Annotated in this window: 11 protein-coding genes; 5 read left to right on the forward strand and 6 right to left on the reverse strand. The window is 45.6% G+C overall.

Going from position 1 to position 14,904, the window contains the following annotated elements; translation table 11 throughout:
- Positions 1 to 72: 72 nt before the first annotated feature.
- On the reverse strand, positions 73 to 1,923 hold the full coding sequence (locus ISALK_RS00630) for a YgiQ family radical SAM protein (RefSeq protein ID WP_160718301.1): 1,851 nt from the start codon (positions 1,921 to 1,923) through the stop codon (positions 73 to 75).
- Between the two features lie 300 nt (positions 1,924 to 2,223).
- Between ISALK_RS00630 and ISALK_RS00635 the strand changes: the two genes are divergently transcribed.
- The 3 genes from ISALK_RS00635 to ISALK_RS00645 all read left to right on the forward strand — a co-directional run bounded on the left by ISALK_RS00635 (position 2,224) and on the right by ISALK_RS00645 (position 6,306).
- Positions 2,224 to 3,816 carry an NAD(P)/FAD-dependent oxidoreductase gene (locus ISALK_RS00635; protein WP_160718302.1) on the forward strand — a complete coding sequence of 531 codons (1,593 nt, stop codon included), beginning with the start codon at positions 2,224 to 2,226 and terminating at the stop codon, positions 3,814 to 3,816.
- A gap of 91 nt (positions 3,817 to 3,907) precedes the next feature.
- Positions 3,908 to 4,588, forward strand: a complete 681-nt coding sequence (locus tag ISALK_RS00640) for a ribonuclease H1 domain-containing protein (RefSeq protein WP_160718303.1) — start codon at positions 3,908 to 3,910, stop codon at positions 4,586 to 4,588.
- A 35-nt stretch (positions 4,589 to 4,623) separates the two neighbouring features.
- Positions 4,624 to 6,306, forward strand: a complete 1,683-nt coding sequence (locus ISALK_RS00645) for a LysM peptidoglycan-binding domain-containing protein (protein WP_160718304.1) — start codon at positions 4,624 to 4,626, stop codon at positions 6,304 to 6,306.
- Between the two features lie 106 nt (positions 6,307 to 6,412).
- Here ISALK_RS00645 and ISALK_RS00650 read toward each other — a convergent pair whose 3' ends face one another.
- The 3 genes from ISALK_RS00650 to ISALK_RS00660 all read right to left on the reverse strand — a co-directional run bounded on the left by ISALK_RS00650 (position 6,413) and on the right by ISALK_RS00660 (position 10,706).
- Positions 6,413 to 6,637, reverse strand: a complete 225-nt coding sequence (locus ISALK_RS00650) for a MoaD/ThiS family protein (protein ID WP_160718305.1) — start codon at positions 6,635 to 6,637, stop codon at positions 6,413 to 6,415.
- A 24-nt stretch (positions 6,638 to 6,661) separates the two neighbouring features.
- Positions 6,662 to 8,452: an aldehyde ferredoxin oxidoreductase family protein gene (locus tag ISALK_RS00655; protein WP_160718306.1), complete on the reverse strand. Its 1,791-nt coding sequence runs from the start codon at positions 8,450 to 8,452 to the stop codon at positions 6,662 to 6,664.
- Between the two features lie 355 nt (positions 8,453 to 8,807).
- Positions 8,808 to 10,706: a sigma-54-dependent Fis family transcriptional regulator gene (locus ISALK_RS00660; RefSeq protein WP_160718307.1), complete on the reverse strand. Its 1,899-nt coding sequence runs from the start codon at positions 10,704 to 10,706 to the stop codon at positions 8,808 to 8,810.
- Between the two features lie 249 nt (positions 10,707 to 10,955).
- On the opposite strand from ISALK_RS00660, the gene ISALK_RS00665 reads away from it, so the two are divergent.
- Together ISALK_RS00665 and yajC are read left to right on the forward strand one after the other, a co-directional pair.
- Positions 10,956 to 12,299, forward strand: coding sequence for an MATE family efflux transporter (locus ISALK_RS00665; protein ID WP_160718308.1), 1,344 nt, complete (start codon positions 10,956 to 10,958; stop codon positions 12,297 to 12,299).
- A gap of 101 nt (positions 12,300 to 12,400) precedes the next feature.
- Positions 12,401 to 12,667, forward strand: a complete 267-nt coding sequence (gene yajC, locus ISALK_RS00670) for a preprotein translocase subunit YajC (protein WP_160718309.1) — start codon at positions 12,401 to 12,403, stop codon at positions 12,665 to 12,667.
- A 105-nt stretch (positions 12,668 to 12,772) separates the two neighbouring features.
- On the opposite strand, the gene tpx is transcribed toward yajC, so the two are convergent.
- Both tpx and ISALK_RS00680 read right to left on the reverse strand, forming a co-directional pair.
- On the reverse strand, positions 12,773 to 13,282 hold the full coding sequence (tpx, locus tag ISALK_RS00675; RefSeq protein WP_160718310.1) for a thiol peroxidase: 510 nt from the start codon (positions 13,280 to 13,282) through the stop codon (positions 12,773 to 12,775).
- A gap of 88 nt (positions 13,283 to 13,370) precedes the next feature.
- Positions 13,371 to 14,810 carry an NAD-dependent succinate-semialdehyde dehydrogenase gene (locus ISALK_RS00680; protein ID WP_160718311.1) on the reverse strand — a complete coding sequence of 480 codons (1,440 nt, stop codon included), beginning with the start codon at positions 14,808 to 14,810 and terminating at the stop codon, positions 13,371 to 13,373.
- Positions 14,811 to 14,904 lie beyond the last annotated feature (94 nt).

Raw genomic sequence — 14,904 nt, forward strand, 5'->3', positions numbered from 1 at the left:
ACCGGTTAAGGTTTTCGACCTTTTTATTGCTCTTCTTACTTGCTTAAGTTGTGAGCCAATAAATCCCAAGGGCTATTTTCTGTTATGGGGTCTTTTTCCCTTAGGTTCCTTGTGGGATTTCTTCGAAGAAGCATCTCCGGGGACTAAGGCCTTGGGATGAGAGCCGATTAAATCCGAACGATTTCCACGAATCAGAGCTTTTTTAACCAGGCTGCGATTTTTCGGGTTTTGGAACTGAATCAGCGCCCGCTGCATGGCTTTTTCCTCGGAGGACCGGGGAACGTAGACCCTTTCCATGGTTCTTGGATCCAGTCCGGTGTAGTACATGCAAGTGGAAAGGGTTCCCGGGGTGGGATAAAAATCCTGAACCTGTTCCGGCATATAGCCCATATCCCGAATGTATTCCGCCAACTGGATGGCATCCCGAAGCTCTGAACCGGGGTGACTGGAGATGAAATAGGGAACCAGGAACTGATTTTTATCGAAGGCCTGATTATAACGGAAATACTCCCGGGCAAACCCATCGTAGACCTTTTTTGAAGGTTTACCCATCTTATTCAGTACCCGGGAGGAAACATGCTCCGGGGCGACCTTTAACTGTCCGCTGACATGGTGCTGAACCAGTTCTTTAAAGAAGGTCTTATTTTGATCCGCCATTAAATAGTCGTACCGGATTCCTGATCGGATAAAGACTTTTTTCACCCCCGGCAGGGATCGAAGCTCTCGTAGGGTATGGACGTAGTCCTGATGGTCCACCTTCAGTTGTGAGCAGGGCCCGGGAAACAAGCACTGCTTATCCTTGCAAACTCCATGTTTTTCCTGTTTATCACAGGCGGGATTCTGAAAATTTGCCGTGGGACCGCCCACGTCATGAATGTAGCCTTTAAAATCGGGGTCCTTCAAAAAGGCTGCGGCCTCCTCCATGACGCTTTCGTGACTTCTAGAGCGGACTTTCCGTCCCTGATGAAAGGTCAAAGCGCAAAAGCTGCACCCGCCGAAACAACCGCGGTTGCTGGTGATACTGTACTGTACCTCTTCAATGGCAGGGACCCCTCCTAAGGCATCATAATTCTTATGGGCCTTTCGGGTAAAGGGCAGTCGGTAAATTCGATCCAGGGCCTCTTTATCCATGGGCTCCGCCGGAAGATTCTGCACAACATACTGATTGCCATAGGGCTCTACCAATATCTCGCCGTTGAGGTTATCTGTATTTCGGTACTGAAGCATAAAGCTTTTGGCATAAGCCTTTTTATTCTCCGTGATCTCCTCAAAGCTGGGAAGCAACTTATAGTCCGGTAGATCCTCCAAGGTTCCGGTTTTAAATACGGTCCCCGGAATGTACTGAAGATATTCCACGGGAATACCTGCTTCTAGACCTTCGGCAATTTCCACTATGGGCTTTTCCCCCATGCCGTACACGATCAGATCTGCTTTGGAATCCAATAGAATCGAACGTCGGACCTTATTCTCCCAATAGTCGTAATGGGCCAGGCGACGAAGACTGGCTTCAATGCCGCCGAGAATAATGGGGGTGTCTTTAAAAAGGGATTTCAGACGGTTGGTATAGACGGTGGACGCTCGGTCGGGACGCAAGAATGGCTTCCCTCCAGGGCTGTAAACATCCTTGCGACGCCGTTTTTTTCCCACGGAGTAATGATTCACCATGGAGTCCACATTGCCCCCGGTGACTAAAAATCCGTACTTCGGCTTACCGAGATGTAAAAAATCCCCGTCCTTTTTCCAGTCGGGCTGAGCAATGATTCCCACCCGGTATCCCTTTGCCTCCAACAATCGGCTGATAATAGCAGAACCGAAGGAGGGATGGTCGATATAAGCATCTCCGGTAACCAAAATAAAATCCGGGCTGTCCCAGCCTCGTTGGGAAAGGTCTTCCCTTGTTAGGGGTAAAAATTCTTCATTCATGTTCATGCCTCCAGTGTATTAGGTACAATATAATTCCGACAGTACTCAAGAAATATCAAGGCTGTTATAACTTCGTACTAATAATTTAGCACTGCTAATTAGTAGTTATATAGTAGGAGGGATATTATTAGGGATATCCCTGATTTTTGATAAATGTTTACAGGTTTTTCGATACTATTGATAATCTTTTGCAATACATCATTGTATCACAAATGGGAGGAAAAAGAAATTCCCGGATTTTACTGATTCTATGGGATAATTATTGTATAATGGAGGGAAGATGAAAACAGAGGTGACAAAATGATTCGAATTAGCAACATCAAAATCAATATTGAAAAAAAACAGGATTTGGAGAAAGAAATTCTTCGCTATTTAAAAATATCAAAAGAGGATTTACTCAGCTATACCATTGAGAAAAAATCCATTGATGCCAGAAAAAATACCATCAGTTTTATCTACCGGGTTTCGGTAGCGGTGAAAAATGAAAAAAAGGTACTCCAGGGAAAAAATCTTAAAAACCTGGAGTGGATAAAGAATCCGGAAAAAAAGAGGGTGGTTCCTAAAAAATCCCCCAAGACTTTTCGAAAGGCCCCGATTGTGGTGGGTTCCGGCCCGGCTGGACTGTTAGCCGCCCTTACCTTAGCAAAAAGCGGGGCTCGGCCAATTCTGCTGGAACGGGGAAGGCCTGTGGAGGAACGAAGCAGGGAGGTATATGACTTCTGGGAAAAAGGCATATTAAAAGTAAACTCCAATGTACAGTTTGGAGAAGGGGGGGCCGGTACGTTTTCCGACGGGAAATTGACCACTCAAATTAAAGACCCCCGCTGTCAAACCGTATTAAAGACTCTGATCGATGCCGGGGCACCTCTAGAGATCGCTTATTTAAATAAGCCCCACGTGGGTACCGATATCCTGGAGGTGGTGGTGAAAAATCTACGGGAACGGATAAATGCCCTGGGAGGAAAAGTCCTCTTTAGTCATCAGGTAACGGATTTAATTATTGAAAAGGAACGGATCCGGGGAGTTGTGGTAAATGAACAGGAGGAAATATTATCGGATCATGTAATCTTAGCCTTAGGCCACAGCGCCCGGGATACCTTTTTAATGCTTCATGAAAAGGGCGTGGACTTAGAGCAGAAGCCCTTTTCCCTAGGTCTTCGAATTGAGCATCTTCAGGAAAAAATCGATAAAGTGCAGTACGGAAAATATTATAATCACCCGAGGCTCAAGGCCGGGGATTACAAACTGTCCTATCGGGGGAAAAACGGCCGGGGGCTTTATACCTTTTGTATGTGCCCTGGAGGAGAGGTAATCGGAGCCTCCTCGGAGAAAAACCGCCTGGTGACCAACGGGATGAGCCGCTACAAAAGAGACGAACGGAATGCCAATAGCGCCCTATTGGTAAGTGTATACCCGAAGGATTTTGAAAGCGACCACCCCTTAGCCGGGGTGGCGTATCAGCGAAAATGGGAAGAAAAAGCCTTCTGCCTTGGAGGGGGCAACTACCATGCACCGGTGCAACGGGTGGAAGACTTTTTAAAGGGACGAAAAACCAAGGAATTAGGAGAGGTCATTCCCTCCTATAAACCCGGTTATACTTTTGAAGATCTGGAAGCAACCCTACCTTCCTATGTAACGGAAACCATGAAGGAGGGGCTGCCTCAGCTGGACCGTAAACTCAAAGGTTTCGGCTATGGAGACGCGATTTTAACCGGCGTGGAAACCAGAAGCTCTTCGCCGATACGAATTCTTCGAAAGGAGAATTACGAAAGTCGGATAGAGGGTCTTTATCCCGCGGGGGAAGGGGCCGGCTACGCCGGAGGTATAATCTCCGCTGCGGTGGACGGACTGAAAATTGCGGAGGACCTCATTCTGAAATTACAGGAGTCATAAAGGGATTTGAAAATTCCCGGGAGGATTTCGACTGTAAAAATGGACATCCAAAGACAAATTGAAATATAAACAGAAATAGGTTGGTGAGGATATGGCGAAGAAAAAAGTATATGGTGTAAAAAACGGAAAAGTCCCCGGGATCTACAAAACCTGGCAAGAATGTGAAAAACAGATAAAAGGGTATTCCGGAGCCGAGTACAAGGGTTTTTCCACGGAGGAGGAAGCAAAAATTTATGTGTACGGTACCGGGGTAAAAGCCCTGAGGGAGGAGGAAAATAAAAATGCAAAAAAATCCACGGAAGAACAGGAAAAATCCTCTTCGATGTCGAATAATACTATAAAGGACCCAAATATTCTAAAGGCCTATGTGGATGGAAGTTATAATCAAGGAACAAAGGAATACAGCTGTGGAGTGGTATTGCTTTTAAACGGAAAAGAGCTGTTGTTCTCTAAAAAAGGGAATGCCCCCCATTTGGCCTCTATGCGAAACGTGGCGGGGGAACTATTAGGGGCCCAATATGCCATGGCCTTCGCTTTGAAAAATCAAGGGAAGTTTAAAGAGTTATGGATTTATCATGATTACACCGGCATCGAAAAATGGTGTACGGGAGAGTGGAAAACGAAACAGGCGGGAACCGAAGCCTATAAAAAGTATTATCAGGAAAAAATCCGGGGAAAGGTCGACGTTCGTTTTAAGAAAGTTAGAGCCCATTCTGGAGACCATTACAACGATAAAGCCGATGAATTGGCAAAGAAAGCGCTGGATTTATAAACCGTCGAGACTACAGAAAGAAGAGGGTGATGAATTTGAAGGAACATATTAAAATTGATGCATCCGTTGCCAGTCATAAAGGGAATATCCATAGCAAAAATGAAGAGAAGTTTTATTTAAACGGACAGTATATGGATCTGAATCAACAAAAAGATTCTACGGTTAAAGCCTCCAACCATAGTTACAAACAAAGCGTATACGGGATTGCCGCCGGCACAATCCGGGGAGCCTTAGGAGAACAGGCGGCTTTTATCGCTGTAGAAGCCCTAAGTCGTTATCATCTGTATCTGGAAGAAAACGTACCCTCCTCCTTTGCTGTCAAAAAACAACGGCTAATCGAGTATTTAAAAACTGCGGAGGAAAAAATCAGGGAACTATGGGAAGAAAAGGATGGGGAGGCTTTTGGGGCTACCATGGTGGGACTGATTATCGACGGAAATCAAGCCTTCGGTTTTTCCCTGGGGGAAGAGGGCTTTTATATGGTGGAAAAAGAAGCCGTTAGAAAAGTTTCCTTGGAATATGTAAAAGAACAGCACTTCATCGGTTCTAAGGTACCGGTGGAAAAAACCCTCAGGGTAACCGATGAATTTGTATTGGAACAGGGAGACCGATTGTTGCTGACTTCTAGGGACACTTATCTCCGGGATATGGAAGAGCAGTTTATTAACCTCGTAACCTCTCTTTCTACAAAGGACAGCGTTAAGGCTTTTATTAAGGAATTACTAAACCGAAAGGAACGGGAGAACCTGACTGCCCTGCTGGTTTATGTTGAAACCCTGGAGGGTTTTGTATCTCAAGAAACTGAAGAAACCCTTGTCGGAGGCAGGTTTGTAATGGAAAAAGAAGAAAACATTGAAAACAGGGATCGAAAGGATTTTTCTGATAAGGAAGATTCATCGGAAACCCGGGAGGCATTTAAAGAAGAAGAGGATAATAAGGATCTCCAAGAGGATTCGGAGCGTAAACGGATCTTTGAGCAGCGCTATCGGGAAAGTCAGATGCTCTTTAATAAAAAAGTGCAGCATAGAGATTTGGACTTCACACCGGAGGAAAAAGAAGGGATAGAGAAGGATTTAAGGGAAGAAGACTTTGAGCAGGGGTCTTTTACTCCCGGGGCTTTGTCGGAAGACTTTTCAGAAATCTCCCGGGAAGAGCATGAGGAAGAAGAGGATGAAGCACCCTGGAGAACCCGCTCTAAATTTCTTTTGGTGGCCCTTCTCGGGGTGGGGGTAATCCTAATGGCCTTTGCCTTCGGAACCATTCGAAACCTGGAACAGCGAATCCTGAATCCTGCGGCTGAAAATCAAAGGGAAGAGGAAATCGAAGAGAACGTCGGTGAAGTCACCGAAGGGGAAGAAGTCGATGAAGTAGAAGAAGCTGATGAAGTGGCTGAAGAGTCCGGTGAAGAAACCGAAAACGGAGAGGAGGTCTCGGAAGAAGAGGCTCAGGAAGAGGAAGACCTTCAGGAAACGGAAGCACCGGTAAACGATGGGGAAGAAGGGGAGGGTGAGCCCCCGGAACCATCGCCCGCGGAAGAGCCCGAAGAACAAGTATCCAATGATACCTATGAAGTGCAAAGCGGGGATACCCTGTTTTCCATCAGTCGGTCCTTTTACGGGGATGCAAGTAAAGTGGAGGAAATTATCAGCCTGAATAATATCGAGGATATTAATAATATCCAAGTGGGGGATGTACTGGAACTTCCCCCCGGCGAGTAGGAAAGTCACGGGAAGTAAAAAAGGAACCCCCCTCTTATTACCGAAGAATCGGTATAAGAGGGGGGTTTTAAGGTTATATAATGAACAGAAATTATAGGTGAAAGGCTTAGCCCCCACCTACGGGAGGGAAAACCGACAGCATGTCCCCGTCTTGAAGCTCCTGGTCCAGAGTGCCGTCAAGGCCGTTGACTAAAAGTATGGCCACATCCTCCTCATTGATGTTTAGGGCCTCTAAGACCTCCTTGGGAGTTACCGCGGAGGAGAACTCTTTGGTTACCAGTTTTCCCCGGCCTTCCCGAAGGGTGGCGAAGAGTTTGATTTGTATTTCCATTTGTCTACCTCCTTCAAGACCGGATTAGATGTTTAAACTCTTCATTTTGTCTTCCGTGGGCACACCATTTTCGTCCCAGCCCCGGAGTTCATAGTACTCAGGAAGCATTTGGTCCAGTAAGCTTCTTTTATCCTTCGCCGGTCCGTCGGGGATGGCTTCCTTAAGAAGTCGCTTCGGTAAAGTGTCGTCTTCCTTTTTCAAGCCGGATTTCATGTTAAACATTCGCTCGATGTTCCAAATCCGGTCTCCGGATTCCAAAATGGATTCGTCGCTGTGGTTTGTTCCCACGGCAGCATTATACATAGCTGCATATTCCCCGGCACCTAAGGCAAAGGAAGTGAACAGGCAAAGACCTAAGGAATCAATGGAGGCGGTTAAATCCTGGTAGGTTTTTACCCATAGGGGTTTGCCTTCAATAGAGAATTTGTCCAGTTTTTCGGGAAGTCCCAGGATTTCGGGAGAAATCAGATAGGCCCGTACATGACAGCCTCCCCGGTTGGATGTGGCATAGGCCAGTCCCTGACCTTGGATTCCTCGAGGATCGTAGGCGGGAAGTTCCTGCTTTTTCACACTCATGGAGACTTCCGGGGCTCCGAAATGTTCGCCTAATCGGTAAGAACCTTCCGCTAATTTATCCCCTAAACCTTCCCGAAGACCCATGCGTTTCGTCCATTCGATAATGGCGTCATCGTTGCCGAATTCTAAAGGCACCCCGTTAAGGTCCTGGTCGGTAATCAGTCCTTTTTGATACAGCTCCATGGCGGCGGCAATGGTGGTAGAGGCGGAAATGGTATCCATACCCATTTCATTACACCAGTAATTGGCTTTGATGATATTTCCCATGTTGGAAAGACCGCAGTCCGCTCCGTACCCCCAGATGGTTTCATATTCCGGTCCGCCGGCTTCTAAATCGTCCACTTTACAGTGACGACCGCAGGCAATGGGACATCCGTAACAGCCGGTACGTTTAACTAAATATTTCTCTGCCAGGGTTTCTCCACTGATTTCCTCTGCTTTATCAAAGGTGGCCAGTTGGAAATTGTTTGTAGGAAAAACTCCGTTTTCATTAATGATGTTTACCAGCACCGCGGTTCCGTAAGTGGGGAGTCCTTCGCCGGTAACGCCGTTTTCTTTGATTTTTTTGTTTGCATCGGATACAACTTGCTTTAATTGCTCCCGGTCATGAACCTCCGGCTTACTAGAGCCTTTTACGGTGATGGCCTTCACGTTTTTCGAGCCCATGACTGCCCCTACACCGGAGCGACCCGCTGCCCGGTCCATATCATTCATTACCGAGGCGATTCGGGAAAGTTTTTCTCCCGCCGGTCCGATGTTCAGGACTTTTGCTTTATCTCCCACGTCCTTCGCCAACAGATCCATGGTCTTAGAGGTGGTCTGCCCCCAAAGATGCTCCGCATCCCGGATCTCCACGACATCGTCCTTAATATCGATGTATACCGGTTTATCCGCTTTCCCTTCAAGAATGATCATGTCATAGCCGCTGAATTTTAAGTCGGCTCCCCAGCGTCCCCCGGAGTTGGAGGAAGCGATGGTGTCTGTAAGGGGGGATTTTGTAATAACCATGTAACGTCCCCCGGTGGGAGTAGGGGTTCCGCTTAAGGGGCCTGTAGCAACGATCAGTTTGTTGTCCTTGCTAAAGGCATCCACCTTGGGATCCACTTCTTCGTAGAAGTATTTTGTTGCCAGACCCCGGCCTCCGATATAATCCTTGGCCCAGTCCATATTAAGATCTTCTTTCACAACTTTTCTTTCATCGAGATTAATACGTAAAATTTTACCGCAATAACCTTTCATTTAAATTCCTCCTTTTATCCTTTTATAAGTACAGAACAAAAAATCCGCATCTTAACTTTATAATATGCAAGGAGCGTGCCAAATAATAGCAAAATTCAAACAATTCCATTTTGGGGAAAAGCCCTGTTTTTAGGGAACTGGAGGCCGGTAAAGAGAGGGACTGTCAAAGAATAAGGAAAGAGGAAGAACAAAAGCAAAAACTGTTCTGAAATGGAGCGAAAATCTCCGGAGGAACCGTTCGCAAATAGAACACTGCTCGATTATGGAGCGAATATTTATATCTTAAGAAAAGTAAGAAGGGAGGAAAAAATTTTCGCTCCCATTTCAAATCAAATAACGAATGTAAGTCGGAGAGTTAACGGGAAATCCCGTATTTATCCATCTTTCGATACAGGGTATTTCTCCCCAGTCCTAGCGCCTTGGCAGCGGCGGTGATATTGTGATTGAAGTAATTTAAAGCCTGTAGAATATGATCCTTTTCAACAATCTCCAGGGGTTTCACCGGTGGGCTGGGGTTTGCGGCGGAAGAGGGCTCCTCTTTGGCAACCTCAAAACCTGGGGAAATACCACTGTTCTCCTGGGCGTAGGGCGCCGTGCTTTGAGCATTCACCAGTTGTTCCACCATGTTTTCCAGCTCCCGTATATTTCCCGGCCAATGGTAGTGAAGCATTTCCTCCAATTGATCCTTGGAAAGGGTAAAGGGTTCTTTTTGAAGTTTTAAGGATTTGGTCGTCATGAAATAATCGATGAATAAGGGAATATCGTCCTTTCTTTCCCGTAGAGGAGCCAGGGATAAGGGTAGGACGTTGATCCGATAATAAAGATCCTTTCGAAAATTTCCCTTTTCCACTTCCTCTCTTAAATCCTTATTGGTGGCGGCGATGATGCGGACGTCCACTGGAATTTTTTTTGAGCCGCCGATCCGGTAAAACTCCCGGTCTTCTAAAACCCGAAGAAGGTTGGTTTGCATAAACAGGGGCATTTCTCCGATTTCATCTAAAAACAGGGAGCCTCTGTGGGCCAGTTCAAACTTTCCTTTATTGCCGCCTTTTTTTGCACCGGTGAAGGCCCCCTCTTCGTAGCCGAAGAGTTCGGATTCGATCAGATCCTTGGGGATCGCCCCGCAGTTTAGAGGAATAAAGGGTTGATCCTGGCGATCACTGGCCCGGTGCAAGGACTGGGCAAAAACCTCTTTCCCGGTCCCGCTTTCGCCGGAAATTAAAACCGTGGAAGGACTGTTGGCAATCTGTTTAGCATACTCCAGGGTATTCAAAAACTTTTTATTACGACCGATGATCTTATCAAAGGTATACATCTTGTGATGGGGTTTTGATTGGTCCAATTGAGAAACCCTGGGGACTTCGGTAAAAATACAGATCATTCCGTTACGGTTTTCCCGGGCATCGAAGATGGGATGGAGTTCCAAATCGATTTCCAGACTTTTATGGTGGTGCTGGATATAGGTTCGGGACTTTAATGGATACCGTTGATGAGAAAAGGCGGATTTGACCTTTGGCCAGTCTACGAAAAATTCCTTGGCAGGCACACCGATCAAAGCATCCTGAGAGGCTCCAATGATTTTTTGACCCTTTCGGTTAATGCTTTTGATATAACCCCGGGGACTGAGGGTTAATATTCCTTTGGGAATGGAGTCGATGATGGTGCCTGCATACTGTCTTGACCAAAGAAGCTTATCCTTGGCCTGTTGATGTTTTAAAGCCAATTCGATGGATTGTACAGCCGCCACCACCATTCCCAGGGTGTGGGCGTGAACCAGGTTGCTGTAGCCCGTGAGGTTCAAGGTGCCGATAATGTTTCCCTTAGGGTCCTGAATCGGAGCCGCAGAGCAGGTCCATCGGTGATAAACCTTAACAAAATGTTCTTCCCCGGATATCTGCACCGGTTTTTTTTCCCACAGGGCAGTGCCCATGGCATTGGTGCCGATGTGTTCCTCGGACATGTATGCCCCGGGGACCATATCCAGTTCAAAGGCTACCTCTAACACGTTTTCATCCCCCATAATATTAAGAATACAGCCCTGGACATCGGTAAGAATACCAAAAAAACCGGAGCCTTTGACGAAGTTGTAAAGATTGTTGATGATCGGCTCTGACAAAGCAATCAATTCCCTGTTTTCCTGCAGGACCTTTTCTAAACCCTCCTCTTTTAGGATTTTCGAGCTGAAGGTCTGCTGGGTGTGGATTCCATAGGCCTTGCTCCGATCATGGGACTGTAAAATTACGTCTTTTTTCATATTCAAAACCTCCGTAGGTACATTCTCTTTTCTTCTATTTTATAGGATTGGGAGAATAAAATCCAAGGAAAACCATTAATTCTCTGAAATATTTTGAAATTCCCGAAAAAGGAGGGATTCTCCCGTGAAAGAGGAATTTGACAAAACCGATATAATAAGTGTATTATGAATCAAGGTTCAATTAAACTCCGTTTATGGTATCGATTTAAACCGGGACGTGAGAAAATCCTGTGACAGAGGGGAATAAGGATGATGACGCATAGTGAATTACTGGGAAAGGAAAATATAAAAACCTTATTAATAAAAATGTCCGCCCCCGCCATGGTGGGGATGGCGGTCCAGTCCATGTACAGTTTGGTGGACGCGATTTTTGTGGGAAGAGCTGTGGGCACTGTGGGGTTGGCTGGGCTGCAAATCGCTTTTCCTATACAGATTCTTGTAATGTCCATCGCCCAAACCGTGGGGGTGGGAGGCGCTTCGATTATTTCCCGAAGTCTGGGAAAAGGGGATAAGGATCATGGGGAAAAAACCGTGGGGAATATTTTTTTCCTGTTGATTTCTTTGAGTCTTTTGATCTCTGTATTCGGGCTGTTGTTTACCACCCCGATTTTAAAGCTCTTCGGAGCCACGGAGGCTTCTCTTCCTTATGCTCTGGAATACATTCAGGTGATTTTACTGGGGTCTGTGATTTTTGTCTTTGCCATGGGAAGCAACAACATTGTACGGGCAGAGGGAAATGCTAAGGTTGCCATGATTACAATGATCATTTCTGCGGGGCTCAATATTATTTTAGATCCGATATTTATTTTCGGATTTAATATGGGAATTCGTGGTGCGGCTCTGGCTACGGTATTGGCCCAATCTTTTGCAGCGATTTACCTGTTATATTATTTCATTCGGGGAAAGAGCAGCCTGAAGGTAAGAAAAGCTTATTTTAGACCGGACATGAAAATTATACGGGAGATCTTTTTAATCGGGGCTTCCACATTTGCCCGAATGGCAGCGGGGACCTTGATGAGTATAATTCTAAACCATTCCCTGGCTCATTATGGAGATGACACCTCCTTGGCGGTGTTTGTGGCCATCAATAAATTATTAACCTTTACTTTAATGCCGTTATTAGGTATAGTACAAGGTATGCAACCGATAGTAGGATACAACTACGGGGCGAAGGAATATCCCCGGGTACATGAGACCCTAAAGCTTGCAATTATAGGAACAACAGGGATTGCTACCTTGGCCTATATTATTTTAATGACCATACCCGGTTATATGATTGGCTTGTTTAATGACGATCCGGAATTAATTGCTCAAGGGGTTCGGGCGATTCGTATAAACATTTTTGTACTTCCGGTGATTGGATATCAAATTGTGGGGGCGGGAATGTTTCAGTCCATCGGGAAAGCACGACCGGCAATTATTCTGTCTCTTGCGAGACAAGTGCTTATTTTGATTCCCCTAGCCTTGATACTCCCTTTATTTATGGGAACCGACGGGATTTGGTTGGCCTTTCCCATATCGGATTTACTATCCACTCTGATTACCCATTATTTAATGCGAACCCAAATGCGAAGCTTCCGGCTGATCCGGTAAAGAAGTTTTCTATTGAAATTCGTAAAAAACTGAATTTTACCATTTTAATTTCTATTGAAATGGTTTAAAATTATATAGTAGAAAAGAAAAGGAGGAATATCATGGAACAATATTCTGGAATACTGTTGATGTTGGGTTTTCTTGCGATTTTTTATTTTTTAATTATCAGACCCCAACAAAAGAAAGAAAAGAAAGTTAAGGAAATGCGGAGCAGTTTAAAGGTTGGAGACGAAGTTTCCACCATCGGTGGGATTCATGGAAAAATTCTAACCGTTAAAGAAGATATTGTTGTGATCGAAGTAGGATCCGACAAAGTGAAACTGACCATGGCTAAATGGGCCATCGGTAATGTATTAAACGAAAGATAAAGAACTCAAAAAAACCCCCTAATCCAAGAGATTGGGGGGTTTTTTTACGATATTCAATACATAAACAATATTCAATTCAATAGATAAAACTTTTTTATTTGGGTTCTAAGAGTCTAAAGACTTGATGATTTCTAAGGCTTTATCGTAATCGGGATGATTGGAGTTTTCCTCCACATGCTCCACATATTGTACTACATTGTCCTTATCAATGATCACAGTCCCCCGGTTTAACAGACGCAGTTCTTTGATCAGAAAACCGTAGTTTACTCCGAAGGAAGCGTCTTTATGATCCGATAGGGTTATGGCGGTGTCAATATCTTTGTTGGCGCAGTAGCGACCCAGAGCAAAGGGAAGATCCATGGTGATTGTAACGGTTACGGTGTTTTTTAATTTTTTAGCCTCGTCATTAAAACGAATTCCCTGTAGCTCACAAACTCCGGTATCGACGGAGGTCATAATGCTGATCAGTTTATGTTTTCCCTCCATGTCCTTAAGTCCGAAAGGCTTAAGGTCTTTTGTAAGAGCGGTGAAATCCGGGGCCTTGCTTCCGACTGTTAACTCTTCGCCTACAAGAGACATAGGATTCCCGTTCACCGTGATTTTTCGATTTGACATAATTCATTCCTCCTTAGAATTTGATAATCATTTTCATTAATACCCGAAGAAAACTTTTTTAATCAGCTTCGAATCCATGAATTATCACTTATAAGCCGATAGAAATGTATTTCGTTTCCAGGAAGGGTTCAATACCGTAGTGGCCGCCCTCTCGATCAATCCCGCTTTCTTTAAAACCTCCGAAGGGAGCCTGGGCCGTCGAGGGGGCTCCGTCATTAAGGCCGATGATACCGTATTCCAGGGCTTCGGATACTCTTAGGGCTCGGGATAAATCCTGAGTGTAAACGTAGGCCGCCAGACCGTAGTCACTGTCATTGGCCATGGTCAGAAGCTCCTCTTCCTCTCGGAAGGGGATGATGGGAATTACCGGTCCGAAGGTTTCTTCCCGGTAAATTTTCATATCGGGTCCAATGCCGGAAAGTATGGTAGGAGGATAGAAATAGCCGCCTTCACCATTGGGTTTTTTAGCGGGAATATCTCCCCTGTATTCCAGAGCGGCCCCTTTGGAAAGGGCATCGGTCACATGGTCCGAAACCTTTTCATAGGCTCTTTGATCGATCAAAGGACCCAGGTCCGTATCCGAGGTTAATCCGTTTCCCTGACGGAAACTCTTCAACTGAATTTTCAGCCCTTCAATAAACTCGGCCTGAATCCCCTGTTGGACATAAAACCGATTGGAAGAAATGCAGGCCTGGCCGCAGTTTCTAAATTTGGATGCCAAGGCTCCTTGAATACTATCAAAAAGCTTTCCGTCGTCGAAAAGGATGAAAGGGGCATGGCCTCCCAACTCCAAGGAAATTCGTTTAACGGTATCCGCTGCTCCCCGATATAGTTCTTTTCCCACTTCAGTGGAACCGGTAAAGGTAATCTTTTTAATCTTTTTGTGGTCTAAAAAGACGTTGCCGATGGAGGCGGCATCACCGGTTACAAGGTTTACCACTCCTTTGGGAAACCCCGCCTTCTCCACAAGTTCCATGATTTTAATGGCACTGATGGGGGTTTGACTAGCGGGTTTAATGATTACGGTACAGCCGGCGGCTAGAGCCGGGGCGATTTTTCGTGTAATCATAGCAAAGGGGAAATTCCATGGAGTAATGGCGGCCACCACCCCCACCGGTTGTTTTAGTACCATAATACGTTTGTTTTTATGGGAGGCGGGGATCATCTCACCGGTTACCCTTTTGGCTTCTTCGCTGTACCACTGAACAAAACTTGCTCCGTATCGGACTTCGCCGATCCCTTCTTTTAAAGGCTTTCCCTGTTCTAAGGTAATGGTTCGGCCCAGTTCTTCCACGTTTTCCAAGATAAGATCATACAACCGTCGAAGATGGTTGGAACGGGTTTCGGCAGTTTCCTTGGACCAGAACCGAAAAGCAGTTTCCGCATCATCTACTGCGCCTCTTACCTGCTCCGGGGAAGCCTTCGGGACCATGGCTAGGACCTCCCCCGTTGCAGGATTGTTGACCGAAAAGGATCCTGCGTCTCCCTCGGTCCAATTTCCGTTGATATAGTTTTTCAGATGTTTCATTATCCATGCACCTCACTTTAAAATTGGTAAAAAAGAATCTACTTTAGTACTTGTTTTGACTATATACCCAAAGTGATGGATGACAAAAAGGATT

It is taken from the genome of Isachenkonia alkalipeptolytica (assembly GCF_009910325.1).
In the GTDB taxonomy this organism is placed as follows: Bacteria; Bacillota; Clostridia; order Peptostreptococcales; family T1SED10-28; genus Isachenkonia; species Isachenkonia alkalipeptolytica.

Excerpts from the sequence above, each read along its gene's own strand:
- ISALK_RS00630 (WP_160718301.1), bottom strand. The coding sequence starts at position 1,923 with ATGAATGAAGAATTTTTACCCCTAACAAGGGAAGACCTTTCCCAACGA.
- ISALK_RS00635 (WP_160718302.1), top strand. The coding sequence starts at position 2,224 with ATGATTCGAATTAGCAACATCAAAATCAATATTGAAAAAAAACAGGAT.
- ISALK_RS00640 (WP_160718303.1), top strand. The coding sequence starts at position 3,908 with ATGGCGAAGAAAAAAGTATATGGTGTAAAAAACGGAAAAGTCCCCGGG.
- ISALK_RS00650 (WP_160718305.1), bottom strand. The coding sequence starts at position 6,637 with ATGGAAATACAAATCAAACTCTTCGCCACCCTTCGGGAAGGCCGGGGA.
- ISALK_RS00655 (WP_160718306.1), bottom strand. The coding sequence starts at position 8,452 with ATGAAAGGTTATTGCGGTAAAATTTTACGTATTAATCTCGATGAAAGA.
- ISALK_RS00660 (WP_160718307.1), bottom strand. The coding sequence starts at position 10,706 with ATGAAAAAAGACGTAATTTTACAGTCCCATGATCGGAGCAAGGCCTAT.
- ISALK_RS00665 (WP_160718308.1), top strand. The coding sequence starts at position 10,956 with ATGATGACGCATAGTGAATTACTGGGAAAGGAAAATATAAAAACCTTA.
- yajC (WP_160718309.1), top strand. The coding sequence starts at position 12,401 with ATGGAACAATATTCTGGAATACTGTTGATGTTGGGTTTTCTTGCGATT.
- tpx (WP_160718310.1), bottom strand. The coding sequence starts at position 13,282 with ATGTCAAATCGAAAAATCACGGTGAACGGGAATCCTATGTCTCTTGTA.
- ISALK_RS00680 (WP_160718311.1), bottom strand. The coding sequence starts at position 14,810 with ATGAAACATCTGAAAAACTATATCAACGGAAATTGGACCGAGGGAGAC.